Consider the following 24777-nt stretch of genomic DNA (forward strand, 5'->3'; position numbering starts at 1 on the left):
TGGAGTAAAGCAGTTGTTCAAAAAGTACGCATGCTACTTGAGCATTTGTTTGCTCGCTGCGCCGTTTGTCGCTTGTGCCGACGAGGCGCTGCCGCCGTTGCAGACGTTGCAGACGCTGCCGACGCCACCGGCGCAAATGCCGGTCGAACCGCAAAGTCCGCTGCAAGCGGTATTGATCGGTTTACCGCAGGCGTGCCCGGCGATTGCCGCGCACCTGAGCGGCCCGGCGCTGGCGCAACTGCAGGCGTTCTACCAGCAACAGGACTGGCTGCCGGTGTGGGCCAGCGAGTCAGGGCGTTTGCCGGCCTTGCGCGGACAATTGCAGCTGTTAGCCGATGATGGACTCAATCCGAAACGCTACCCGGTGGCGGTCAATCCGCCGCAGGACGGCGAGCTGTGCGCCGATATCGACATCAGCCGCTATTACCTTCAAGCCTTGCAGGACCTGCATTACGGTCGTCTGCTGCAATCGCATTTCGAGCCGCTGTGGCATGCCGACGATACCCCGCGCGATCGTCAGGCCGAGCTGCTCGCCATCGCCGTGCCTGGCCTGCAGGACATCAAGGCCGCGTTCGATCAGGCGCGTCCGCGTCTGGCGCAATACCAAAGCCTGCGTCATCTCTACGCCAGTCAGCGGCAACAAGCCTTGCCGCACTGGCAGTCGGTAGGCAACGGCCCATTGCTGCGCCCGGCGATGGAAGACAAGCGCGTGCCGGAACTGGCCCAGCGGCTGTTCAACGAAGGCTACCTGACCCACGCCATCGGCACCCCCGGCAATGCCTATGACGGTGTGCTGGTGGAGGCGGTGAAAAGCTTCCAGGCCAACCATTCGTTGCAGGCCGACGGGGTGGTCGGGCCGGGGACGATCGCCGAGCTCAATATCAGTCCGCTGACGCGCCGCGAACAGTTGCGGGTCAACCTCGAACGCTTCCGCTGGCTGGCCCAGGACATGGAGCCCAATGGCTTGCTGGTCAACGTCGCCGCTGCCGAGCTGACCCTGTATCAGGGTGGTCGGCCGGTCTGGCAGACCCGCACCCAGGTCGGTCGCGCCGAACGGCAGACCCCATTGCTCAAATCCCGGGTCACGCGCCTGACCCTGAACCCGACCTGGACCGTGCCGCCGACCATCTGGAAAGAAGACAAGCTGCCGGCAATCCGCAAAGACCAGACCTTCCTCAGTCGCCAGAACCTGCAAGTGCTCGACGCCCACGGCCAGCCGTTGGCTGCGGCGGACATCGACTGGGACAACCCCGGCAACATCATGCTGCGCCAGGACGCCGGACCGCGTAACCCGCTAGGGCAGATGGTCATTCGCTTCCCCAACCCGTTTGCGGTGTACCTGCATGACACGCCGAGCAAGGCACTGTTCGACAAAGGCCCGCGCGCGTTCAGCTCCGGGTGTGTGCGGGTCGAACACCCGATGCAACTGCGTGACCTGTTGCTGACCCCGGCGGAACGGACTCGTACCGACACCTTGCTCGCGACCGGCAGCACCCACGAATTCCGCCTGTCGGCCCCCGTCCCGATCCTGATGACCTACTGGACGGCGCAGGTCGGCAGTGACGGGCAGGTGCGCTATGCGCCGGACATCTACAGCCGAGACAGCGCGCTGCTGGCGGGGCTGGACGGGGCACACTGAGTTCAGCTCACGCACGAAACCCCGTGGGAGCGGCCAGCCGCAAAACCTTCATCCACCCACAATCCCCTGTGGGAGCGGGCTTGCTCGCGAAGGCGTCAGGTCAGGCGACATCAATGCCGAATGTGCCGACCCCTTCGTGAGCAAGCCCACTCCCACCCTTGATCTCGTCCAGCCGCAAATCCTTCATCCACCCACAATCCCCTGTGGGAGCGGGCTTGCTCGCGAAGGCGTCAGGTCAGGCGACATCGATGCTGGCTGTGCCGGCGCTTTCGTGAGCAAGCCCACTCCCACCTTCGATCTCGGCCAGCCGCAAATCCTTCATTCACCATCACTCGCGCATTTGGATTTTCAGTGTGTCATCCAGTGTGATTCGTTGCAGTTGCGCAGCGTCTAGCCCCAGTGTCCCCGCAATCCCATGGGGCGAGACTTCGGAACCCGGCATGCAAGCGCTGTTGAACGAGATTCTTGACGCAGTCCGGCCCCTGATCGGGCAGGGCAAAGTGGCTGATTACATTCCTGCCCTCGGCACTGTGCCGGCCGATCAACTGGGCATTGCGGTGTATGGCAACGACGGCGAAATGTATTGCGCCGGCGACGCCGAGACGCCGTTCTCGGTGCAGAGTATTTCCAAAGTGTTCAGCCTGGTGCAGGCCATCGAGCACTCCGGCGAGGCCATCTGGGACCGTCTGGGTCACGAGCCGTCCGGCCAGCCGTTCAACTCGCTGGTGCAACTGGAGTTCGAGCGCGGGCGCCCGCGCAACCCGTTCATCAACGCCGGGGCACTGGTGATCTGCGACATCAACCAATCGCGCTTCGCCGCGCCGGCCTTGTCGATGCGTGACTTCGTGCGGCGCCTGTCGGGCAATCCGCAGGTGATCGTCGACGGCAAGGTTGCCGAGTCCGAGTATCAGCATCGCGCCCGCAACGCAGCGATGGCGTACCTGATGCAATCGTTCGGCAACTTTCACAACGACGTCGAAGCGGTGCTGCGCAGTTACTTCAGCCACTGCGCGTTGCGCATGAACTGCATCGACCTAGCGCGGGCGTTCTGCTTCCTCGCCAACGACGGTTTCTGCAAACACAGCGGCGAACAGATCCTCACCCGGCGCCAGACCCAGCAAGTCAACTCGATCATGGCCACCAGTGGTTTGTACGACGAGGCGGGCAACTTTGCTTACCGCGTCGGTCTGCCGGGCAAGAGCGGGGTCGGCGGCGGGATTGTCGCGGTGGTGCCGGGGCAGTTCACGGTGTGCGTGTGGTCGCCGGAGCTTAACGCCGCCGGCAATTCGCTGGCGGGGATGGCGGCGCTGGAGATGCTCAGTTCGCGGATTGGCTGGTCGGTGTTCTGACCGATCCGCCAAACACGACAAACCCCTGTGGGAGCGGGCTTGCTCGCGAAGGCGTCGGCACAATCAACATGAATATTGAATGTACCGGCCTCTTCGCGAGCAAGCCCGCTCCCACTAGGTCTTGTGGTGTTTGAGGTAGGTGTGTTTCAGCGAAGAATCCGCTACATTTTCCGGCCGCCCCTCCTATGGTGAATCCGCTTCATGTCTCTTGCGCTCGAACGTCTAGTCGCTGGCACGCCGATCCCTTTCGCTGGTAACCGCGTGACCGTGGTCAGCCCCGAACTGGCGGCGCGGTTTCAGCCTGGTGACCACCTGCTGGTCGAGCAGGTCAGTGGCGAACTGTTGCTGATTCCGGTCATCGATCAACAGGCCGCTGCGGTGGCGATCGAACGTGCAGAAGCGGCCTTCACTGCATTGTCGTCGGTGTCCGACGAGGCCATCAGCCGCTTTTTCGATCTGTTCGCGCAACGCCTGCAAACCCCGGCGTGCTGGGCCTTGATCGAAGCGGCTAACCTGGCCGACATCGAGCGCGCCAAGGCCCGTGGCCGCTCTACCACCCGACTGCTCGCCGACGAGCGCATGCGCCGCGACATGATCGCCGGCCTGCGTGCCTGGCGGGATGCGCCGGCCACGCGCGGCAAGGTCATCAGCAGCGTCGAACACGACGGCTGGAAGGTCGAGCAAGTGGTGTCGCCGCTGGGCATTGTGGCCTTCGTGTTTGAAGGGCGGCCGAACGTCTTCGCCGACGCCGCCGGGGTCTTGCGCACTGGCAATACCGCGGTGTTGCGCATCGGCAGCGATGCGTTGGGCACGGCGCAAGCGATCGTCACTCACGCTTTGAACCCGGCGCTGGCAGAGGCTGGCTTGCCCGCCGGTGCGGTGTCGTTGGTGGAAAGCGTCAATCACGCCGCCGGTTGGGCGATGTTCGCTGACCGGCGTTTGTCGCTGGCGGTGGCCCGGGGGTCAGGCCGTGCAGTCAGTCAGTTGGGCAGCATCGCCCAGCAGGCGGGCACGGCGGTCAGTCTGCACGGCACCGGTGGCGCGTGGCTAATTGCTGATCGTGACGCCGACGCCAGCCGCTTCGCCGCCGTGGTGCGCAACTCGCTGGATCGCAAAGTCTGCAATACGCTGAATGTCTGCCTGATCCAACGTGATCGTGCCGCCGAACTGCTGCCGCTGTTCCTCGACGCCCTGCAACAGGCCGGTGCCGCGCGCGGGCAGGGCTGCAAATTGCACATCGTCGACGGCAGTGAAAGTTATCTGCCGGCTGACTGGCAGAACGCGACGGTGGAGGTCTATCGCGCCGAGGGTTATCAGACCGAAGCCCTGGCCGAAGCGCTGGCGGAGTCCGAGCTGGGCCGCGAGTGGGAATGGGAAGAAACCCCGGAAGTCAGCCTGATGATTGTCGATGATCTGGAGCAGGCAACTGCTCTGTTCAACCGCTACAGCCCGCAATTCACGGTGTCGCTGATCAGCGAGGAGGCTGCTGTTCAGGAGCGTTTTTACAACGCGGTGAATGCGCCGTTTGTGGGTAACGGGATTACCCGTTGGGTGGACGGTCAATACGCGCTGAACAAGCCGGAACTGGGGCTTTCGAACTGGGAGAGCGGGCGCTTGTTTGCGCGCAGTGCGATTCTGTCGGGGGATGGGGTGTTCACGGTTCGCAGCCGCATGACTCAAGTTGATCTGAGCGTAAAACGCTGATGTGAACACCATGGCTGTGGCGAAGGAGCACGCTCCCTCGCCACAGAGTTGCAGTGTTCTCCTTCACGCCGCTGCGGTGGTGTTTGCCTGCACCGCGCAAGTCGCTGGCTGCTCAGCCAGCGGTACGAATGTGCGGCGGTCTGCCGACAGTGCATCGATCGAGCCTGTCTCGATGTCATACACCCAGCCATGCAGGTTCAACAGGCCTTTCTCCTGTGCCAGGCGCACACTCGGGTGGGTCTGGATGTTCGCCAGTTGCGCGATCACATTCTCGCGCACCATCGAACTCAATTTGGCCGCGTCATTGGCATGCGGGCGCGCCTCGTTCACCACTTTCGCCGACTCGGCGTGTTGCAGCCAGCCGCTGACCGCTGGCAGGTGATCCATGCATTTGCACTTGGCAATCGCGGTCATCGCGCCGCAGTCGGAGTGGCCGCAGATCACGATGTCAGTCACACCCAGCACCGCCACTGCGTATTCCACCGTTGCCGAAACCCCGCCCGGATGCGGGCTGTAGGACGGCACGATATTGCCTGCGTTGCGGATCACGAACAGCTCGCCGGGTTCTTGCTGAGTCAGCAGTTCCGGTACCACACGGCTGTCGGAGCAGGTGATGAACAAGGTTCCGGGTTGTTGGGTGGTCGCCAAGTGTTTGAACAGTTCAGTGCGTTGCGGGAAGGCTTCGTTCTGGAACTTCAGGAAACCGTCGATCAGGCTTTTCATGGTGCAGTCCTCTTAGTTGGAGCAACCGTTGCCGAATTCGCTGTATTGAAGAATGTGCTTGCCACCGTTGCTGTCCAGATACGTCATCTCCACCGGCACCACGCCACAGACGTCGGCAACCGGGGTGATGCTCAGTACTTGGGCGATGTCCAGTTGCATGCCGTAGCGGTAGGCGACGGCGTCTTCATCGGCGTGGGCCTGAGCGGACAGGCCGGCAAGCAGAGCAAGGGCCAGCAGAATTTTTTGCATGGGGCAGCCTCCAGACGAATTGGGGAAGGGTTGCAATGAAAGTGTGGGGTGGCCCGCACCGAGGGTGCGGGCTGGGATGGATCAGAAGGGACGCAGCGGCAGGAACTTGCCGTCGAGGGTGACAACGGCGCGGGAGCCGCCTTCCGGGTCTTCGACTTTCTTGATGTCGAGCTTGAAGTTGATGGCGCTGATGATGCCGTCGCCGAACTGCTCGTGCACCAAGGCTTTGAGGGTGGTGCCGTAGATCTGGATCATCTCGTGGAAGCGGTAGATGGTCGGGTCGGTCGGCACGCCGGCGAGGCTGCCGCGCAGCGGGATGATCTGCAGGGCGGCGATGGCGTCGGCGTCCAGTTCAAGTTTGTCGCCGACCACTTGCGCGGCGTCTTGCGGCAACGGGTGCTGGCCGAGCAGGGCAGCGGTGACGTAGGCCAGGCTCAGACCGGTGTCGTCGGCCAGATCCTGCCACGACAGGCCTTTGCGTGCCTTGATGTCAAGAATGCGGGTGGTCAGGGCCAGGCTGGCATCGTTGTAGGCGTGGGACTGTTGCATGGTGTCACTCCTTTCAAGGTTGGCTTGCTGTGTGGGAGCAATCTTCTGCCGATTTATCCATAGCGTCCAAGACCGATATACAATACTTCGCATAAGTCCTGCCTATAGATGGTGAGCTCCATGTTGCTGCGACATTTGCGTTATCTGCTGGCCGTGGCCGATCACGGCGGTTTCACCCGGGCGGCGGAGGCCTTGCATGTGTCGCAGCCGACCCTGTCGCAACAGATCCGCCAACTGGAGGAAACCCTGGGGGTGAACCTGTTCGACCGCACTTCGCGCACGGTCAAGCCCACCGATGCTGGCGAGGCCTACATCGAATGTGCGCGGCGGGTGCTGGTGGAGCTGGAGGCGGGCAAGCGGGCGTTGCATGACGTGCGGGATTTGTCGCGCGGCAACGTGCGCCTGGCCATGACCCCGACGTTCATGGCCTATCTGGTCGGGCCTTTGGTGCGTGATTACGCGGCACGGTTTCCCGGGATTCATCTGCAGATTTTCGAGCTGTCGATGGACGACATCGAAGCGGGGCTGGCGGACGACTCGCTGGACATCGCCATTGCCTTTACGCCGGTGCGCAACCCGGACATCGAGTGCATCCCGGCGTTTACCGAAACCCTGGGGATCATGGTCGGGCGCGAACATCCGCTGTACGACAGTACCTCGGTGCTGACTGCGAGTGATCTTGCGCAACTGGATTTCGCTTTGCTCGCGCCGGACTTCATCACGCGGTTATCGATCGATGAGTATTTCCGTCAGCAGGGGATTACCCCGCAGGTGCGGATCGAGGTGAACTCGGTGAGTACGTTATTGGAAGTGGTGCGCCATTCGCCAATGGCGACGATGTTGCCGGAGGCGATTGCCACCGAGGACCGGGCGCTGCGTCGGCTGCCAATCGAGAACGAAGCACCGCAGCGCGGGGCGGCGTTGTTGCGGCGCAGGAACAATTATCACAGTGCAGCGGCGCTGGCCTTTGTGGAGTTGGTGCTGCAAACGAAAACTGCACCAACGACATAGTCCCCCTGTGGGGGCGGGCTTGCTCGCGAAAGCGGTGTGTCAGTTGATGTGATGGTGACTGACACGGCCCATTCGCGAGCAAGCCCGCTCCCACACGGTTGTGGGTTTCACACCACTGAACCCTGTAGGAGTGAGCCTGCTCGCGATCGCGTTGGTTCAGACACATCAGTATTGAATGACCTACCGCAATGCTGAATATAAAAAAGGGCCTGCTCTTGCTGCTTGTTAAGCAGCAGAGAGCAGGCCCTTTTTATTATTGAAGTTGTAAATCAGTAGAAGCGGTCAATCACCCGAACTTCATTGTTGTTCTGCATCGAGTCCCACGCCTGTTTCAGCGTCTGCAGTACATTGCCGATGAAGTCTTTGTCGGCCGCGGCTTTTTTGCCGACATAACCGTGGCCGCGGCGGTACATCTTCAGGCGGGCCAGCAGGTTCTGGTTGCTGCGGTCGAATTCTTCTTCACCAGTATGGGGCGACAGGCAGTCGATATGCACCTGACCCGACTTGCTGATCCAGAGAATGTGGCTGTCGTGGCTGTCTTTTTGCGCAGCGAACATACGAGCCAGTTCTTCGACAGTAGGTTGATTGTTCAGATTCATGATGTTTGCCCCTTGACCAGTCTGGTGATCTTTCAAAGTTGATTCGCTAATACAGGTAGCCCATCGGTTAGTTGATCCCTGGCACCGAAACCAGGACGTCAGCGGTCGCCCGTGAGAAGTACGGGGTCATGCGTCTGTTGCATGTAGTCGTGTTGAATAACTGCTACGCAATAGCGTCACAACGAGGAGAAGCAGCGAAAACCGGGAGGCTCCTTGACGACGTTCTCAGGGTCGACCACAAGCGTCTTGAGAATTTTCGCCAGCGCTTCTCGTCCTTGTACTGGACGTTCAGGCCAGGTCAGCTTCTTCAATCTGCCTTGTGGGCAGCGTGTATCCGGAAAAAACAACTCGGCGGTCAGACGAGTTTGCTCAAGCGTGTTACCGATGTTCCCGATCGGGGAACGTCTTCATCATGCAAAAGCAAAACGACGCCGTCAACGGTTTTGTAGTGATTATTTTTTCTCACTACATATTGTCGGACAAAGCTGTTTTGGAATGAGAAAAGTTCCGTTCAGGCAACGGGCACGGGCGCGCGCAGGACGTAGAAGGTGCAGGGATAACCGTCCACGTGGCGCTGTTGGCGGGTGAATTGGCCCGCAGTCAATTCGGGGATCAACCTGGCCCAGAAGCGCTGCGCAGGCAGGTTGGCGTCGATGTGGAAAATCTGCCATTGACCAGGCAACCGACTCAAGAGGGCAGAGACGACAAACTGCGCGACGCCTTGGCCACGGAAGCGTCGGGCGAGGAAGAAGTAGCTGATGTTGTATTCGGCACCGTCGATGAGGGTGTCGTTGTCGATGATCACGAACCCGGCCAGTTCACCGTCGACACGAATCAGGAACGGCTGGGTGGCAGGGTTACGCCAGTAGTCTTCTTTGAGGTGGATGCTGTAGAAGCCATGCTCGGCGAATTTCAGTGGCAGCCATTCACTGAAGTCATGCATGTAGAACTGCATCAGGTTTTCGATGGTCTGCAGTTCGTCACGGTGGGCAGCAAGCAGTTCGAGGGTGGGCATGCACAGGGTTCCTGAAAGGGGGCACCTTTCAGGAACCTTAGCGGGTTTTATTTTTTGGCCGCAGGTTTCGCCGTGCGTTTGGCTGGGCCGGCGGTTTTACTACGCGTCGATTTACGTTTCTTCTTCCACGGTGCCGCCGCTTTGCCCGCAGGTGGCGGGCCGCTGATGGTCAGGCTCAGCGCAGAACAGCGTGTGACCTGCTTGCTCATCCACGCCGCTTGTTTGGTGACGAACTCTTCCAGGCTCATTTCACCGCTTTGCACCATGTCCAGCGCCTGTTCCCAGATGGCGGTGGTGCCGGGGTCGGCAATCGCCCGGGGCACAGCGTCGATCAGGCTGAAGGCGGCCGGTGTCGCGGCCAGTGCCTTGCCGTTCTTTATCAGATAACCACGGTCCAGCAGGCCTTGAATGATCGAGGCGCGAGTCGCTTCGGTGCCGATGCCGGTGGTGTCCTTGAGTTTCTGTTTGAGCAGCGGATCTTCCACCAGTCTGGCGACGTTCTTCATCGCCTTGATCAGATCGCCCTCGGTGTAGGGCTTGGGCGGTTGGGTCCAGAGGTCCTTGAGGTTCACGCCCGCCACGGCGCAATCGACACCCTGGCTTAGCGTCGGCAGGGTTTGCGGTGCAGGTGCTTCACGGCCCTTGGCCGGCGCCAGGGCTTCGGGCAAGGCGCGTTTCCAGCCTGGTTCGATGATCTGCTTGCCAACCGCGCGCAGTGCTTCACCGGCGCAATCGAAATCGGCCTGGGTGCGATCGTATTCATGGTTGGGCAGAAACTGCGCCAGATAGCGGGCGCGAATCAGGGTGTACACCGCCCGGTGTTTGCCGCTCAGGCGCTCAAGGTTTTTCGCTGCAGCGGTGGGAATGATGCCGTGGTGAGCGCTGACCTTGGCGTCGTTCCATGCCCGAGAGCGGCGCTGAGGGTCAAGGTGGCCGTTCAATGCTTCAAGGCCTGGATCGGCCTGACGCAGTGCCGCGAGTATCCCCGGCGCCTCGCTGTGCTGGCTCAGCGGCAGGAAGCCGCAGTCGCTGCGCGGGTAGGTGACAACTTTGTAGGTTTCGTAGAGCGCCTGGGCGATGTCGAGGGTTTCCTGGGCGCCGAGGCCGAGTTTCTTCGAGCAGACTTCCTGCAGGGTGCCGAGGTCGAAGGGCAGCGGCGCCACTTCGCGCATGCGTTCGGTGCGCAGCTTGACCACCCGCGCACTGGCGGCGCCGTTGATGGCGGCGGCGGCCTGTTGGGCCAGCGCCTGGTTCAGGCAGCGATCCTGATCGTCGCAAACGTCGCTGGGCGCACGCCATTGCGCGGTGAATGGCGTGCCGTTGTGCAGCAGTTGCACATCAATCGCCCAATACGGCACCGGCACGAAATCGGCGATGCTACGGTCGCGGTCGACCACCAGCCGCAACGTCGGCGTCTGCACCCGACCGACCGGCAGCACGCCCTGATAGCCGGACTGGCGGCCAAGTAAGGTGAACAGGCGGCTCATGTTCATGCCGATCAGCCAGTCGGCCCGCGAGCGCCCCAGCGCCGAGTGATACAGGCTGAAGGTTTCCGCCCCCGGCTTCAGTGCGGCGAGGGCCTTGCGGATCGAGGCCTCGTCCAGCGCCGACAGCCACAAGCGGCGGATCGGCCCGCGATAGCGGCAGTGCTCGACCAGTTCCCGGGCAATCATCTCGCCCTCGCGGTCGGCGTCGGTGGCGATGATCAGTTCGCTGGCCTCGCTGAGCAGGCGCTTGACCGCTTTGTACTGGCTGGCCGTGCGCGGCTTGACGGTCATCTTCCACGTGTCCGGGATGATCGGCAGATCCGCCAGCACCCAGCGCTTGTAGCGGGCGTCGTACGCATCCGGCGGCGCGGTCTCCAGCAAGTGGCCGATGCACCAGGTCACCGTGACGTCTGTTCCCAGCCAGCAGCCGTCGCCCCGACGCTTTGCGCCGAGCACGGCCGCAATGTCTTTGGCCTGGGAAGGTTTTTCACAGAGGTACAGCCGCATAACCACCGTCGTCGATCAGTTCACTGAAGGTGCACAGAATGGCCGCAGTTGGCGTTCGGGGCAACTTTTATCTGTATGGATATACAGATAAAAACGTTGCCGGGGATGACCGGTATTACCGGGACGCCGCGCACCACTATCGAGAAATCGAATGGTGCGGCGCTTGCCAGGCATGGCAGGTTCATCGGGCCTTTCAAGAAACGCGAGTGACAGGACGATCTCGCCAGAAGATCGCCAGGGTCCGAACGCACTGACCACTCTGAAACAAGGAAGTCCCACCATGGCTCAAGCCAAAGCAAAAACCAGCAGCGCCTATGACGAAGTGAATGCCTTCAGCCACTTGTATGATCGCGGTGTCGGTCTGGTCAATGGCAAACCGTCGTTTACCGCCGACCAGGCAGCGGACGAAATCCTGCGCAAAAACCTGTCGTGGCACGACAAGAACGGCGACGGCAAAATCTCCCTCAGCTACACCTTCCTGACCGAAAAACCGGCCAACTACAACCCCAACCTTGGCAACTTCAGCCAGTTCAGTGCGCAGCAGAAGGCCCAGGCCGTGCTCTCCATGCAATCCTGGGCCGACGTGGCGAAGGTGACTTTCACCGAAGGCAAGGGCGGCGACGGCCACATGACCTTCGGCAACTACGACGTCAGCACGGGCGGCGCGGCGTTCGCCTACCTGCCGAGCGGCGGCAGTTATGACGGCCAGTCGTGGTACCTGATCAACAACCAGTATCAGGTCAACAAGACCCCGGACACCAACAACTACGGGCGCCAGACGCTGACTCACGAGATCGGTCATACCCTCGGCCTGTCGCACCCGGGCGCCTACAACGCTGGTAACGGCAACCCGACCTACAACGACGCCAAGTACGCCGAAGACACCCGCGGCTATAGCCTGATGAGCTACTGGAGCGAAGCCAACACCGACCAGAACTTCAGCAAGGACGGCAGCGGCGCCTACGCCTCGGCGCCACTGCTGGACGATATCGTTGCGGTGCAGAAACTCTACGGCGCCAACTACGAGACCCGTGCCGATAACACCACCTACGGTTTCGGCTCCAACGCCGGCCGTGATTACTACAGCGCGACGTCAGCGTCGTCCAAACTGGTGTTCTCGGTGTGGGACGGTGGCGGCGATGACACCCTGAACTTCTCCGGTTTCACCCAGAACCAGAAGATCAACCTCAATGAGGGTTCGTTCTCTGACGTGGGCGGGCTGGTTGGCAACGTGTCGATCGCTTACGGCGTGACCGTGGAAAACGCCGTTGGCGGTTCGGGCAATGATTTGCTGATCGGTAATTCGGCGATCAACCACCTGTTCGGTGGTGCCGGCAACGACATCCTTTACGGCGGCGGTGGCGCGGATGTGCTGTGGGGCGGCGAGGGTGCAGACACCTTCGTGTTCGGCGCGGCCAGCGACTCGACCGACAACCAGACGGACTGGATCATGGATTTCAAGAGCGGCCTGGACAAGATTGACCTCTCGGGCATCGCCGCTTTTGCCACGGGCGCAGCTTCACTGAACTTCGTCAGCAATTTCACCGGCCATGCGGGCGATGCGATCCTGACGTACTACGCGCAAAACGGTCAGACCGGGCTGCTGATCGATCTGACAGGGCAGGGGCAGGTTGATTTTGCCGTGGGTGTGGTAGGGCAGGCGGTGGCGACTGATATTGTTGCCTGATGCCTGAAGAGCAGCCCTCTCCCCGTGGGAGAGGGCTGTTGGCCGTTCGGCTGCAAAACCACCCTGGCCTGAACCTATGGGCTATACCTGAACCGGTCTCTTCGCCGTATTCAGGAGAACCCCCAATGAAAAGCTCCGGCCTCAACCCTGTCATCAATCTCGAAGAACTCCCCGGTTGCCTGCTGGTGAAATTCCACGGCATTCAGGTCGCTGCGTCCTCCCACGTGCTGATCCTCAACGAGGCCAATTACCCGCCGGTGTACTACGTCCCCCGCGAAGACATCGACGAGAAATACTTCGCCCGCACCGACCACACCAGTTACTGCCCGTACAAGGGCGATGCCAATTACTTCAGCCTGCAAGTGCCGGGGCATGAGGGGGCGAATGCGGTGTGGACGTACGAGAAGCCGAAAATCTCGGTCCAGCAGATCAAGGACTATGTGGCGTTTTATCCGGATCAGGTGAAGTTTGAGGTGATCAAACCGGAGATCTGAGGTCATCGGCGCAGGCTCGTCCTGAGCGACAAGCCCGTGCCCTTTTGCTCTTGTCGTTTTTACCGGCCAGGCCATGTCTTGCCTGCTCAGGCCCTCAGCAACAGCAGAGCCACCAGCGGGTAAAACTTGTTGTCATGGCTGCGGGTTTTCTGCGCATTGTCCGGGGTAACCCAGGCTAGCGCGTCACTGGGCAAGGCGTGCAGCATTTCCTTGAAGGCCTGGATCTGCTCACTGCTTGCCTGAACGCCCAACGAATGCGGGGCAATAAACACTGCTCCCAAACGGGGTTCGTGATAGTCGAGCCTGCGGGCATCGTCGCTGGCCAACGCGCATTTTTCCAGAATGCGCTTTTGCGCATTCAGCAGGTCATCGATGGCGACATAGCTGACCTTGGCCTCAATGCAGTAACCCCATTCATCGTTGGCGATGTACAAGTCGTTGCGGCCGATCGAGGTGGTTTTTTCACTGGCCTCGGTCGCGATCTTGCTGATCTGGTATTCCTCGATGGCGGTCCAGTCGGCTTTCCACGCGGCGCCGGCCAAAATGCTGACGTTGGCCTGTTCGTTGTACCAGTAGGGCAGGTCATCGGCGTCCCAGACGCGGATATAGCGTTCGGTGCAGGCTATCCAGCTCTGCATGACCGGTTGCAGGGGCAGCAGAGTAGGGCAGGAAATGCGCACGTATTGATCGTTCATTGAGACTGATCCTTGTCATCTGACGGCGTTGAACGGGCACGAATGATATTTAAAAGCCATCACTCTGTCGACGCCGGCTGACGACACAAGAAATCCGCTTCAGATTGCCCTGAAGCGGATTGGATGCAGCACTCAGTTCTTGTCCAGATCGATATTTTTGGTCTCGCGCAGACAGATCATCCCCACCACCAGGCTCACCCCGGTAATCAGCACCGGGTACCACAGCCCATAGAAAATATCCCCGGTGTACACCACCAGCGCGAACGACACCGTCGGCAGAAATCCGCCAAACCAGCCGTTGCCGATGTGGTACGGCAGGGACATCGAGGTGTAGCGGATACGCGTCGGGAACAACTCGACCATCAGCGCGGCCAGCGGGCCGTAGCACATCGCCGAGATGATGATCAGCGCGACGATCAGGGCCACGATCATCGGTTTGTTGATCTGCTGCAGATCCGCCTGTTGCGGGTAGCCGGCGAGGGTGACTGCGCCGCGCAGGGCGGCTTCGTCGTAGCCGTCGATCTTCATGTCGCCGATGCTCACCTGCACCCCGCTGCCGTCCGGGGCGGCGGCGCTGGAGTAGGGCAGGCCCTGTTTGACCAGGAAGGTTTTGACCTTGTCGCACGGGCTGTCGAATTTGGCTTTGCCCACCGGGTCGAACTGGAAGGTGCAGGTTGCCGGGTCCGCCAGCACGGTGATCGGTGCCTGACGGCTGGCCTGGTCGATTGCCGGGTTGGCGTAGTGGGCCAGGGATTTGAAAATCGGGAAGTACAGTGCCGTGGCCAGCAGCAGGCCGAGCATCAGCACCGGTTTACGCCCGACCTTGTCCGACAGCCAGCCGAAAATGATGAAGAACGGTGCGCCGATCACTACGCTGATGATCAGCAGACTGTTGGCGACTGCCGGGTCCATTTTCAGGAACTGGGTGAGGAAGAACAGCACGTAGAATTGCGCCGCGTAAAAGGTCACCGCTTGCCCGGCGTTGATGCTGAACAGGGCGATCAGCACGACCTTGAGGTTTTCCCATTTACCGAAGGATTCACGGATCGGTGCCTTGGACGCTTTGCCTTCCTCTTTCATCTTCAGGTAGGCCGGCGATTCGTGCAGGCTCAGGCGGATCCAGGTGGAAATGCCCAGCAGCACAATCGACAGCAGGAACGGTATGCGCCAGCCCCAGACTTCAAACTGATCGCCGGTGAAGTAGCGGCAGCCGAGCACCACCAGCAGCGACAGCAGCAGGCCGAGCGTCGCAGTGGACTGAATCCAGCTGGTGTGGAAACCACGTTTGCCGATGGGCGCGTGCTCCGCCACGTAAGTCGCGGCGCCGCCGTATTCACCGCCCAAAGCCAGGCCCTGCAGCATGCGCAGCACCACCAGAATGATCGGAGCGGCGATGCCGATGCTGGCGTAGGTCGGCAGCAGGCCGACGCAGAAGGTCGCGATGCCCATCAGGATGATGGTCGCGAGGAAGGTGTATTTGCGTCCGATCATGTCCCCCAACCGACCGAACACCAACGCCCCGAACGGCCGCACGATAAACCCGGCGGCGAACGCCATCAGCGCGAAGATGAATGCTGTAGTGTCGTTGACCCCGGCGAAAAACTGCTTGCTGATCACCGCCGCGAGAGCGCCGTAAAGGAAGAAGTCATACCACTCGAACACCGTCCCCAGGGACGAGGCGAAGATGACTTTCTGCGTGGCATTGCTGGTGCTGGCACCGCTCGTGGTGTCCAGCGGCTGAGCGTGTTCCGACATATCGATATCCCTCACAGTGATTGTTTTTGTTGTTCCACTGGTGTTGCGTGTCCGGATGAAGCGCGATGCCTTGAATGAACGCGGTCCCCTTGTGGGAGTGAGCCTGCTCGCGATAGCGGTGTATCCACCAATGCAGATGTTGAATGTTATTCAGTCATCGCGAGCAGGCTCGCTCCCACAGGGGCGGTGTTTACAGGTGGAGCAAGAATCAGCTGTGCGGCCTTCTCGGCAATCATCAGCGTAGGCGAACAGGTGTTGCCCGAGGTGATGCGCGGCATGATCGATGCGTCGGCAATGCGCAGGCCGGGTACGCCATGCACGCGCAGTTGTGCATCGACCACCGCTTCAGCGTCATTGCCCATGCGACAGGTGCCGACCGGATGGAAAATCGTCGTGCCGATTCGCGCCGCGGCTTCGTGCAGTTGCGCTTCGCTTTGCAGGCTGTCGCCGGGCAGGTACTCCACCGGTTTGAACGCTTGCAGGGCCGGGGCGCTGACGATGCGCCGGGTCAGGCGGATCGCGTCGGCAGCCACGCGCAAATCTTCGGGATGGCTGAGGTAATTGGGCTGGATCAGCGGTGCGGCTTGCGGATCTGTCGAGCGGATTTCGATCCGCCCACGGCTCTGCGGGCGCAGATCGCACACCGATGCGGTGAACGCCGGGAAACTGTGCAACGGCTCACCAAAGCGCTCCAGTGACAGCGGCTGCACATGGTATTCGAGGTTGGCCGAAGTCTGCTCCGGCCCGGATCGGGCGAACGCGCCGAGTTGACTCGGCGCCATCGACAGCGGCCCGCTGCGGTCATACAGATAACGCAGGCCCATGCCCATCTTGCCCCACACGCTGCCAGCGATCTGGTTCAGCGTGCGGGCGTTTTGCAGTTTGTAGATCAGGCGCAGTTGCAGGTGATCCTGCAGGTTGCCGCCGACACCCGGCAACTCATGAATCACGCCGATGCCGAGGCGCTCCAGCAATGGACGCGGGCCGATTCCGGAGCGCTGCAGAATGCTCGGCGACCCCACAGCACCGGCGCAGAGGATGATCTCCTTGCGCGCCTTGAAGCTTTGCACCTGGCCGTCATGACGCGCACTGACCTTCGACGCACGGCCGTTTTCCAGCAGCACCCGATCCACCTCGACCCCGGTCAGCACTGCCAGATTGGCCCGGTCACGAATCGGTTTGAGAAAGGCCTTGGCTGCGTTCCAGCGTACCCCGGCCTTCTGGTTGACCTGGAAGTAGCCGCAACCCTCGTTGTCGCCCTGATTGAAGTCGTCGATGCTGGCGATGCCGCTCTGCTCGGCGGCGCTGCGGAAGGCATCAAGAATCGGCCACGACAGACGCTGCTGTTCGACGCGCCATTCGCCTTGGGCACCGTGAAATTCGGCAGCGCCGGCAAAGTGGTTTTCGCTTTGTTTGAACAAGGGCAGCACGTCGTTCCAGGCCCAGCCCGGATTGCCTTCGGCCGCCCAGCCGTCATAGTCGCCGGCCTGGCCGCGCATGTAGATCATGCCGTTGATGGAAGAGCAGCCACCCAGCACTTTGCCGCGCGGGTAGCTCAGGCTGCGGCCCTGCAGGCCGGGTTGCGCTTCGGTCTTGAAGCACCAGTCGGTGCGCGGGTTGCCGATGCAGAACAGGTAACCGACGGGGATGTGAATCCACGCATAGTTGTCGCGTCCACCGGCTTCGAGCAGCAGCACCCGCTGTTGCTTATCCGCCGACAGTCGATTGGCCAGCAAGCACCCGGCGGGACCGGCGCCGACCACGATGTAGTCGTATTCATTGAGGGAAGTCTGCATTCCCTGACCTCGCTTTTTGTTTTTATTGTCGGACACTCTAGTTGTTAGCTTTCGTCAAAAGAATGTTAGTTTTTGCGCAGCCGCTGTGCGTTTTCAAACAGCCTCAACTGACCATAGCTGACAAGGACCCGCCATGTTCGACTGGAACGACCTGCGGTTTTTTCTCGAACTGCAACGCAGCGGCCGCCTGCTCACCGCCGCCCGGCGCCTGAACACTACCCACGCCACCGTCGCCCGGCACATCGAGGCCATCGAAAAAAGCCTCGGCACTGCGCTGTTCGTGCAGCACGCCCAAGGCTACGAAATGACCCCGGCGGGGGAGGCGCTGCTCAAGCACGCCGAAGCCATGGAAAACGTCGCGCTGCTGGCGCAGGAAGAAATCACCCAGTCCACCGCGCCGCTGGGCAAGATCCGTGTCGGCGTCACCGAAGGTCTGGGCATAAAATTTCTCGCCAGCCGCATGATCGGCCTGTTCGAGCGCTACCCGGGGCTGGAAGTGGAACTGGTCGCCGTGCCGCGCTTCGTCAGCATCCTTAATCGCGAGGCGGAAATCAGTATCCACCTCGAACGCCCGGCCGCCGACATGCTGGTCACCCGCAAACTCACCGACTACCGCCTCGCGCTCTATGCCAGCCAACGCTACCTCGACACCGCGCCACCCTTGCGCAGCCGCGAAGACCTCGGGCGGCACGCGTGGATTGGCTATGTCGATGATCTGCTGTTCAGCCAGGAGCTGATGTTCCTCAACAGCTTCTGCCGCAGCCCGCGCGTTGTGTTCCACAGCACCAGCGTTATTGCGCAGCAGGAGGCGGCGCGTTCGGGATTGGGCATCGCAGTGTTGCCTTGTTACATGGCTGCGTCCGACCCGGATCTGGTGCCATTGCTGCCGGATGAAAGCATCGAGCGCAGTTACTGGATCAGCACCCGGCGCGAGTTGCACAAGTCGGTGCGGCTGCGGGTGGTCTGGGATTATGTGGTCGGGTTGTGCGAGGCGGAGCAGGGGATGTTGCGCGGATAGTCCGGCCCCGCACAGATGCCCCTGTGGGAGCGGGCTTGCTCGCGAAGGCGGTATGTCTGTGACATCGGTATCGACTGACACTACGCCTTCGCGAGCAAGCCCGCTCCCACAGGGTTCTGCGGTGTCGGTCAAATTCGGGATTGATTTATATATGGATATTCATATATTCGATTTTCCATATGTTCGAGTCCGCCCCATGCTCACGCCCACCGAGCTGTTCAAAAGCCTGGCCGATGAAACCCGTGTCCGCGCCACTCTGCTGATTGCCGAACAGGGTGAGCTGTGTGTGTGCGAGCTGATGTGGGCGCTCGACGACAGCCAGCCGAAAATCAGCCGCCATCTGGCGCAACTGCGCAGCAACGGTTTGTTGCTTGATCGCCGTCAGGGTCAGTGGGTGTATTACCGGCTCAATCCGCAGCTGCCGGGTTGGGTGCAGCAGATCCTGCAAGTTACCGCGAAGGCCAACGCCGACTGGCTCAAGGACAACGCCTGCCGCCTGCACAACATGGATGGCCGGCCTGCCCGCGAAACCGCCTGCTGCTGAACCCCTGACATTTTCCGGAGCCATCCATGCGAGTCCTATTCATGTGCACGGCCAACAGTTGCCGCAGCATTCTTTCCGAAGCCCTGTTCAATCACCTCGCGCCGCCCGGTTTCGAGGCGCTGAGCTCCGGCAGTTTCCCCAGGGGCCAGGTGTTGCCACGCAGCCTGAGCACCTTGCAGCAGGCCGGGATTTCGATTGACGGCTTGTACAGCAATGGCAACGACGCCTTCGAAAGTTGCCCACCGGACATCGTCATCACCGTGTGCGACAAGGCCGCCGGGGAAAGCTGCCCGGTGTACTTCGGCCCGGCGCTGAAAAGCCATTGGGGACTGGAAGATCCCTCCGATGTGCAGGGCGATGATGCGGCGACAGACGCAGCGTTCCGCGCCACGCTGGCGCACATCGAGCGGCGCTGCAAAGCCTTCCTCGACCTGCCATTCAATCGCCTCAGCCGCGACCAATTGAAAACCGCGCTTGATGGCATCGGCGCGCGGTAAGGAGGATTTATGTCAGAGCATCTGCCCAACCTCGACCTGAGCCTGTTCGAAGGTCGAACAGCCGCGCCGGATCAGCACAAACCGCGCATCCTGTTGCTCTAAAGCTCGACCCGCGAACGCTCCTTCAGCCGTCTGCTGGTGGAAGAGGCCGCGCGCTTGCTGGAGCACTTCGGTGCTGAAACCCGGGTGTTCAATCCGTCCGGTTTGCCGTTGCCGGACGATGCACCGGTCGATCATCCCAAGGTTCAGGAACTGCGTGATCTGGTGTTGTGGTCGGAAGGCCAGGTCTGGTGCTCGCCGGAACGCCACGGCGCGATGTCGGCGGTGTTCAAGGCGCAGATCGACTGGGTTCCGCTGGAGCTCGGCGCGGTCCGCCCGACCCAGGGCAAAACCCTCGCGGTGATGCAGGTCTGCGGCGGTTCGCAATCATTCAACGTGGTCAACCAATTGCGCGTGTTGGGGCGCTGGATGCGCATGTTCACCATCCCCAATCAGTCTTCGGTGCCCAAGGCTTACATGGAATTCGACGAGGCGGGACGGATGAAACCGTCGCCGTTCTATGATCGCGTGGTCGATGTGATGGAAGAACTGGTCAAGTTCACCGTGCTGCTGCGCGACCGCCAGGACGATCTGGTGGACCGCTATTCCGAACGCAAGGAGAGCGCCGAGCAACTGATGGCCCGGGTCAATCAGCGCTCGATCTGAAGCGCCGCGACTCGCATTCGTCGGTCGGGCCGTGCACAAACGTTCTAGCCGTTCACAGGCATTTATGGATTACTGGCGCCAGCCCATTACCGTATTCAAGCCATGAGCAACTGGATCGACCTTGCCCACGACCGGGAAACCGGCATCGAAACCCTGCACGCGCATTTCGCCGGGCACGCGCACGCCTACGATCCACACTGGCATGAGACCTACCTGATCGGCTTCACCGAACAAGGCGTGCAGCGCTTCAACAGCCGCCGGGCACGGCATGACAGTACCCCGGGCAAAGTCTTCATGCTCGAACCCGGGGACATTCATGACGGCGATGCGCCGAGTCCGGACGGCTTCACCTATCGCATGTTGTACCTGCAACCGGCGTGGCTGGAACAGGCGCTGGACGGCCTGCAACTGGACGGCTGCGCGGGCGGCTTGCCGGGTATTGGCACGGTGCTCAACGATGATCCCGAGTTGGCCCGAGCCACCTTGTTTGCCTTCAACGCCCTGCATAAACAGGACGTGCGCATGGTCCGCGAAGTGGCGCTGGATGCGCTGCTCGAACGTCTGGCGCTGCACCTCTATCGACGCCCGCAGCCAGCCGCCACGCTGCGGGCGCCGCTGATTGCCCGGCAGGCGCGGGACTACCTGATGGCCTATCACGAGCAGGACATCAGCCTGCACACCCTTGCCGAAGTCTGCGGCACCGATCGCTTTCGCCTGACTCGCGCCTTCAAGGCGGCTTATGGCCTGGCGCCGCATGCGTGGCTGATCCAGTTGCGGCTGATCCGTGGCCGGCAGTTGCTCGCCGCCGGGGTGCAACCGGTTGAAGTGGCGAGCAGGCTCGGTTTCGCCGATCAAAGTCACTTGGGTCGTTGGTTCGTGCGCGCCTACGGCATCACGCCGGGTGCCTATCAACAGCGTGCCATCGGCACCTGTCGACGCTGAACAAACGTTCAAGACCGCCACCCTGCGCTACCGCCACAGTAGGCCCTGACTTTCTACAGGGCCGTGCCATGCTTGCATTCATCCTCTTTGCTTTCGTTGCCTCGATCACCCCGGGGCCGACCAACCTGATCGTACTCAGCACCAGTGCCCGACGTGGCTGGCGGCCATGCCTGCCGATCATTCTCGGCGCGGGGGCGGGTGCGGCGTCATTGGTGTGGGTTGCCGGTGCGGGTGCCAGTACGCTGATGCTGCCCGGCGTGCGCCCGGTGATCAGTGCGCTTGGAATGTGCTGGATGCTGTGGCTGGCGTGGCAGATCTTCACCGCGCCGGCCACGGCCATCGATCCCGCCGCCGACGTGCAAAAACCAGAACTGGGGCTGGTCGGTGCTGCGCTGTTGCAGTGGGTCAATCCCAAGTCGTGGATGATGGCGATTGCCGTGATCAGTGTGTTTACCGCGCAAGGGCAGGGGTTGAATGCGTTGTGCCTGGCGTTTTTTCTGGTGTCGTTGCCGTGTCTGGCGCTCTGGGCGCTGCTCGGCCGAGGCGCGGCGCGCTGGCTGAGTAACCCGGCGCAGTTGCAGTGGTTGAACCGGATTCTGGCGGTGCTGCTGGTGATTTCATCGGCGGCTGCGTTGCTGCACCGCTGAGCGGGCGCAAACTTCCAGTCCAGACACGCCCCCTTGTGGGAGCGGGCTTGCTCGCGAAGGCGGTGTGTCATTCACACAGATGTTGACTGACACACCGTCTTCGCGAGCAAGCCCGCTCCCACAGGGTTTTGTGTTTTCTGGCAGAACGGTGGCAGTTGCCGGAACCGCACTTCGCGTCCACTCTATGGCATGCCGACAAGGAGCGTCCGCCGACCCTCCGTCGTGACCCAAGGGAGCTTGCAGCATGAGCGAAGACAACAAGGTAAAAGGCCCGGCGTCGTACTTCCCGTCCATTGAAAAGAAGTACGGCCAGCCCATCGATCACTGGCTGAACCTGCTCGCCGGCCTCACCGGCAAGAAACACATGGCACTGGTGGCGTGGCTCAAGGAAGAACACGGCATGGGCCATGGCCATGCCAACGCGCTGGTCGCGCATCACCTGGCCAATGGCAAACAGTGAGGGTGGGGCAGCGATGAATTTCTCCCACCGGCCGGTGACGGCCGACGATGTCAAAACCTTGTGCGGCTTTCCGCAGGGCGTTCAAGAGCTGTACTTCATGTTCCCAAAAGCCCAGTACCCGCTGACGGAAGAACAGATGCACAGCGCGATCAGCCAGCGCTTCGACTCCACGGCGTTTCTGGCCAACGGCGAGTTCGTTGGTTTCGCCAACTTCTACCGTGCTGAAAACAACGGCGTCTGCTGCATCGGCAACGTCATCGTTGCGCCTTACGCCCGTGGCCAGGGTGTCGCTCGATACATTGTCGAAACCATGACCGCCGTCGGCTTCGAAAAGTATCAGGCCAGGGAAGTGCAGCTTTCCTGCTTCAACGAAAACACCGCCGGGTTGCTGCTCTACCCGAAACTGGGCTTCGTGCCGTTCTCCATTGAAGAGCGCCCGGCGCCGGGTGGCAGGCGTGTGGCACTGATCAACATGACGCGCCATCGAAGCCAGAGTTCGCGCTTGTAACCGCGGTGCTCATGCAGTCGCATCAGAAGCTTCCAGTCGTCAGAGGCGTTGGGCTGAAAGCCAGCGTAACTCGATTGTTGGGGGCTGTTTGCCAGGTCGCGTCGCTGGGGTTGCTGTCATTGCGGACGATGCATTTCCACTCCACGACATCACCGGGTTTCGCGTTGCTGAACTTTATCAAGCCGGACCAAGAGGGAGAGGAAGCAGTGAGGCGAACCGCCTTTGCCGCGTCCCAGTTCCCTAACTCCGGCCGATCGCCCACTGCATAAACGCTATAGCCCTGCGTCGTCACGCCGTTATCACAACGAAAATTCGCCTCGAGCGAAATGTACGTCCAGGTGGCGCCGGCATAACCGTATATAGGCGGCAAGGCCAGCAGCAGGGCACTCAGTGGCAACAAGTAACGAATGCGGTTCATGATCAATTCCTTGGTTCAGCTTCAGCCAAGCCAGCTTAGCCGTGCGCAAACCCAAAGAGACCTGTAAGAACTGACAGTCCATCAGACTCCTTTGCGATACCGGCAGTTGCGCCTTATTCCCACAGGCGCCCAAGCCATGCACAATTTCTGTGGGAGCAGGCTTGCTCGAAGACGTCAGTCCCGCCAGCCCATCACTGGCTGAGTCACCCAAAACCCCAAGGTATTGAACATGTCGGACACACCCTCACGCCTGACCTACAGACGCCCACAGCCTGCAGACCTGCCCACCGTTTTCGCAATCTTCGGCGACTCGCAAACCAACCTGTTCAACCCCGCCGGCCCCATGACCGACATCGCCCAGGCCGAAGCATTGCTGGACCGCTGGCTGCAACACTGGGCGACCCACGGCTACGGATGGTGGGCGATCAGCAGCGCACAAGATCCTGAACACATCCTCGGATTCGCCGGCATCGCCGCCCATGACTACCTGGGTAAATCGGTGATTAACCTCGGCTATCGCTTCGCCGTTGAAGCATGGGGCCAGGGCTACGCAACAGAGGCCGCGCAAGCCGCGCTGACCCATGCCTTCGACCACCTGGGATTGCTCGAGGTATACGGCCTGGTCAGACCCGATCATGTCGCATCCATCCGCGTCCTGGAGAAAATCGGCATGCGTCGTTTCGACCTGCTGGACGACGTCCCGAACAAAGCCCCCAGCCTGGTATTCAAAATCCAACAAGAGGCCCGCTAATCCGATCACATCCTTCCCTTGTAGGAGTGAGCCTGCTCGCGATAACGCCAGCCCAGCCCCCCAAATCCCAAACCAACCAAAAAAACCTGTGGGAGCTAGCCTGCTAGCGATGGCACACGCCCAGCCACCACCAATCCAAACCCAGCCAAAATCCCCTGTGGGAGCAGGCTTGCTCGCGAAGACGCCCACCCAGTCACCCCATCAACCCCTGACCGAAATAAACAGTAAAACCACCACTGTTTAAACGAAGCCTCCAGTAACCACCTACGCCCTACAACGCCTTGCGCCATCGGCTACGACTAAGCCAGAATCCGCCGGCTTGTGCGTCTAGGGCGTGGGTTCTATCGTCTGTCGGTCACTGAAAAACAGTGATCGGGTTTGGTAGCCCGCCATAACTAGTCGCATCGCGCACCGTTCGCAGACCTCATCAGGTCGCTGCTCAATGGTGGCCATGCGCAGGACACCTTCGGGTGTGCCGGGTCCTAGTTACCGGTCTACCAACCCGCGTGTGGCCGCCACCCTTCGTTTGGTAGCGAAGGTGAAGGCTCCTCTTCAATAACTAGGAGTTTCACCATGATCAAACCAACACCCAATCCCCCAGAAACCGACCTCGCATCCCCCTACGAAACCCTCGATTCCAAAAAACTCCACGAAGCCGCAGAACGCGCCCTCGACCACTACCTCACCCCGGCCAGCCAAATCATGGCCAGCACCCACAAACCCGAACCCATGTACCTCGCCAACCCCAAGTGCGACACCGAATCCCTGCTCGCCAACGCCAGCGAAACCCTCGGCTCCGCCAGCGAAATGCTCAACAACTTCGCCGCCATGCTCGACACCTCCCACCGCAAAACCGCACTGGGGATCGCCCAAGTCGTGATGCTCGGCGAACTCGCCGTAAACCAGGCACTCGACAACGTCGAAATCGCCCACTAACCACCCGGTGCGACGAGCCCAAACCCTCGTCGCACCCAGCGACATCTAACCCGCTGGCACACGGCCACGCCTTGCGCCCCCAAGCCTCGGCT

25 protein-coding genes and 1 pseudogene are annotated in these 24777 nt (G+C 61.1%); 16 read left to right on the forward strand and 10 right to left on the reverse strand.

Going from position 1 to position 24777, the window contains the following annotated elements:
- The first annotated feature begins 13 nt into the window (after window positions 1–13).
- The 3 genes from U862_RS0116190 to U862_RS0116205 all read left to right on the forward strand — a co-directional run bounded on the left by U862_RS0116190 (window position 14) and on the right by U862_RS0116205 (window position 4692).
- Window positions 14–1639 (forward strand): murein L,D-transpeptidase, encoded by a 1626-nt coding sequence (locus tag U862_RS0116190; RefSeq protein WP_025111349.1) that lies wholly within the window; start codon window positions 14–16, stop codon window positions 1637–1639.
- A 440-nt stretch (window positions 1640–2079) separates the two neighbouring features.
- Window positions 2080–2988, forward strand: a complete 909-nt coding sequence (gene glsB, locus U862_RS0116200) for a glutaminase B (protein WP_025111350.1) — start codon at window positions 2080–2082, stop codon at window positions 2986–2988.
- A gap of 201 nt (window positions 2989–3189) precedes the next feature.
- Complete coding sequence (locus U862_RS0116205) at window positions 3190–4692, forward strand: aldehyde dehydrogenase family protein (protein WP_025111351.1); 1503 nt, start codon at window positions 3190–3192, stop codon at window positions 4690–4692.
- Between the two features lie 63 nt (window positions 4693–4755).
- On the opposite strand, the gene U862_RS0116210 is transcribed toward U862_RS0116205, so the two are convergent.
- The 3 genes from U862_RS0116210 to cynS form a co-directional block, all read right to left on the reverse strand.
- Window positions 4756–5415: a carbonic anhydrase gene (locus tag U862_RS0116210; protein ID WP_025111352.1), complete on the reverse strand. Its 660-nt coding sequence runs from the start codon at window positions 5413–5415 to the stop codon at window positions 4756–4758.
- Between the two features lie 12 nt (window positions 5416–5427).
- Window positions 5428–5664 carry a DUF2790 domain-containing protein gene (locus U862_RS0116215; protein WP_025111353.1) on the reverse strand — a complete coding sequence of 79 codons (237 nt, stop codon included), beginning with the start codon at window positions 5662–5664 and terminating at the stop codon, window positions 5428–5430.
- 81 nt (window positions 5665–5745) lie between these two features.
- Window positions 5746–6213, reverse strand: a complete 468-nt coding sequence (cynS, locus tag U862_RS0116220) for a cyanase (protein WP_025111354.1) — start codon at window positions 6211–6213, stop codon at window positions 5746–5748.
- Window positions 6214–6333: 120 nt separating this feature from the next.
- On the opposite strand from cynS, the gene cynR reads away from it, so the two are divergent.
- Complete coding sequence (gene cynR, locus U862_RS0116225; RefSeq protein WP_025111355.1) at window positions 6334–7224, forward strand: transcriptional regulator CynR; 891 nt, start codon at window positions 6334–6336, stop codon at window positions 7222–7224.
- Between the two features lie 269 nt (window positions 7225–7493).
- Here the strand turns inward: cynR and U862_RS0116230 are convergent, their stop codons facing one another.
- The 3 genes from U862_RS0116230 to U862_RS0116240 all read right to left on the reverse strand — a co-directional run bounded on the left by U862_RS0116230 (window position 7494) and on the right by U862_RS0116240 (window position 10832).
- Window positions 7494–7823, reverse strand: a complete 330-nt coding sequence (locus tag U862_RS0116230) for a hypothetical protein (protein ID WP_025111356.1) — start codon at window positions 7821–7823, stop codon at window positions 7494–7496.
- Window positions 7824–8334: 511 nt separating this feature from the next.
- On the reverse strand, window positions 8335–8838 hold the full coding sequence (locus U862_RS0116235; protein ID WP_025111357.1) for a GNAT family N-acetyltransferase: 504 nt from the start codon (window positions 8836–8838) through the stop codon (window positions 8335–8337).
- A 47-nt stretch (window positions 8839–8885) separates the two neighbouring features.
- Window positions 8886–10832 (reverse strand): DNA topoisomerase III, encoded by a 1947-nt coding sequence (locus U862_RS0116240; RefSeq protein ID WP_025111358.1) that lies wholly within the window; start codon window positions 10830–10832, stop codon window positions 8886–8888.
- Between the two features lie 280 nt (window positions 10833–11112).
- On the opposite strand from U862_RS0116240, the gene U862_RS0116245 reads away from it, so the two are divergent.
- Together U862_RS0116245 and U862_RS0116250 are read left to right on the forward strand one after the other, a co-directional pair.
- Window positions 11113–12519, forward strand: a complete 1407-nt coding sequence (locus tag U862_RS0116245) for a serralysin family metalloprotease (RefSeq protein WP_049828018.1) — start codon at window positions 11113–11115, stop codon at window positions 12517–12519.
- Window positions 12520–12644: 125 nt separating this feature from the next.
- Window positions 12645–13013: a DUF427 domain-containing protein gene (locus U862_RS0116250; RefSeq protein WP_025111360.1), complete on the forward strand. Its 369-nt coding sequence runs from the start codon at window positions 12645–12647 to the stop codon at window positions 13011–13013.
- Window positions 13014–13099: 86 nt separating this feature from the next.
- Here the strand turns inward: U862_RS0116250 and U862_RS29205 are convergent, their stop codons facing one another.
- The 3 genes from U862_RS29205 to U862_RS0116265 all read right to left on the reverse strand — a co-directional run bounded on the left by U862_RS29205 (window position 13100) and on the right by U862_RS0116265 (window position 17259).
- Complete coding sequence (locus tag U862_RS29205) at window positions 13100–13708, reverse strand: hypothetical protein (RefSeq protein ID WP_025111361.1); 609 nt, start codon at window positions 13706–13708, stop codon at window positions 13100–13102.
- A 132-nt stretch (window positions 13709–13840) separates the two neighbouring features.
- A complete protein-coding gene (locus U862_RS0116260) occupies window positions 13841–15463 on the reverse strand; it encodes an MFS transporter (RefSeq protein ID WP_025111362.1) in 1623 nt (540 codons plus the stop codon).
- A 146-nt stretch (window positions 15464–15609) separates the two neighbouring features.
- On the reverse strand, window positions 15610–17259 hold the full coding sequence (locus U862_RS0116265) for a GMC family oxidoreductase (RefSeq protein ID WP_025111363.1): 1650 nt from the start codon (window positions 17257–17259) through the stop codon (window positions 15610–15612).
- A 133-nt stretch (window positions 17260–17392) separates the two neighbouring features.
- Between U862_RS0116265 and U862_RS0116270 the strand changes: the two genes are divergently transcribed.
- The 8 genes and pseudogenes from U862_RS0116270 to U862_RS0116305 all read left to right on the forward strand — a co-directional run bounded on the left by U862_RS0116270 (window position 17393) and on the right by U862_RS0116305 (window position 22580).
- On the forward strand, window positions 17393–18277 hold the full coding sequence (locus tag U862_RS0116270) for a LysR family transcriptional regulator (RefSeq protein ID WP_025111364.1): 885 nt from the start codon (window positions 17393–17395) through the stop codon (window positions 18275–18277).
- Between the two features lie 196 nt (window positions 18278–18473).
- Window positions 18474–18821, forward strand: a complete 348-nt coding sequence (locus U862_RS0116275) for a metalloregulator ArsR/SmtB family transcription factor (protein WP_025111365.1) — start codon at window positions 18474–18476, stop codon at window positions 18819–18821.
- Between the two features lie 26 nt (window positions 18822–18847).
- A complete protein-coding gene (locus tag U862_RS0116280; RefSeq protein ID WP_025111366.1) occupies window positions 18848–19318 on the forward strand; it encodes an arsenate reductase ArsC in 471 nt (156 codons plus the stop codon).
- A gap of 9 nt (window positions 19319–19327) precedes the next feature.
- Window positions 19328–20023, forward strand: a pseudogene (gene arsH, locus U862_RS0116285) (arsenical resistance protein ArsH).
- Between the two features lie 102 nt (window positions 20024–20125).
- Window positions 20126–20965, forward strand: coding sequence for an AraC family transcriptional regulator (locus tag U862_RS0116290; protein ID WP_025111367.1), 840 nt, complete (start codon window positions 20126–20128; stop codon window positions 20963–20965).
- Window positions 20966–21033: 68 nt separating this feature from the next.
- Window positions 21034–21612, forward strand: a complete 579-nt coding sequence (locus U862_RS0116295; RefSeq protein ID WP_025111368.1) for a LysE family translocator — start codon at window positions 21034–21036, stop codon at window positions 21610–21612.
- A gap of 244 nt (window positions 21613–21856) precedes the next feature.
- The gene (locus tag U862_RS0116300; RefSeq protein ID WP_025111369.1) at window positions 21857–22072 is read left to right on the forward strand and encodes a DUF4287 domain-containing protein; all 216 of its coding nucleotides are present in this window, start codon (window positions 21857–21859) and stop codon (window positions 22070–22072) included.
- A 13-nt stretch (window positions 22073–22085) separates the two neighbouring features.
- Window positions 22086–22580 (forward strand): GNAT family N-acetyltransferase, encoded by a 495-nt coding sequence (locus tag U862_RS0116305; RefSeq protein ID WP_025111370.1) that lies wholly within the window; start codon window positions 22086–22088, stop codon window positions 22578–22580.
- 22 nt (window positions 22581–22602) lie between these two features.
- Here the strand turns inward: U862_RS0116305 and U862_RS0116310 are convergent, their stop codons facing one another.
- Entirely contained in the window at window positions 22603–22998 is a 396-nt protein-coding gene (locus U862_RS0116310; RefSeq protein WP_025111371.1) for a carbohydrate-binding module family 20 domain-containing protein, read from the reverse strand.
- Window positions 22999–23227: 229 nt separating this feature from the next.
- On the opposite strand from U862_RS0116310, the gene U862_RS0116315 reads away from it, so the two are divergent.
- A complete protein-coding gene (locus tag U862_RS0116315) occupies window positions 23228–23749 on the forward strand; it encodes a GNAT family N-acetyltransferase (protein ID WP_025111372.1) in 522 nt (173 codons plus the stop codon).
- 573 nt (window positions 23750–24322) lie between these two features.
- Window positions 24323–24685, forward strand: a complete 363-nt coding sequence (locus tag U862_RS0116320; protein WP_025111373.1) for a DUF6124 family protein — start codon at window positions 24323–24325, stop codon at window positions 24683–24685.
- Window positions 24686–24777 lie beyond the last annotated feature (92 nt).

The sequence above is a fragment of the Pseudomonas sp. H1h genome, from assembly GCF_000633255.1.
GTDB lineage: Bacteria > Pseudomonadota > Gammaproteobacteria > Pseudomonadales > Pseudomonadaceae > Aquipseudomonas.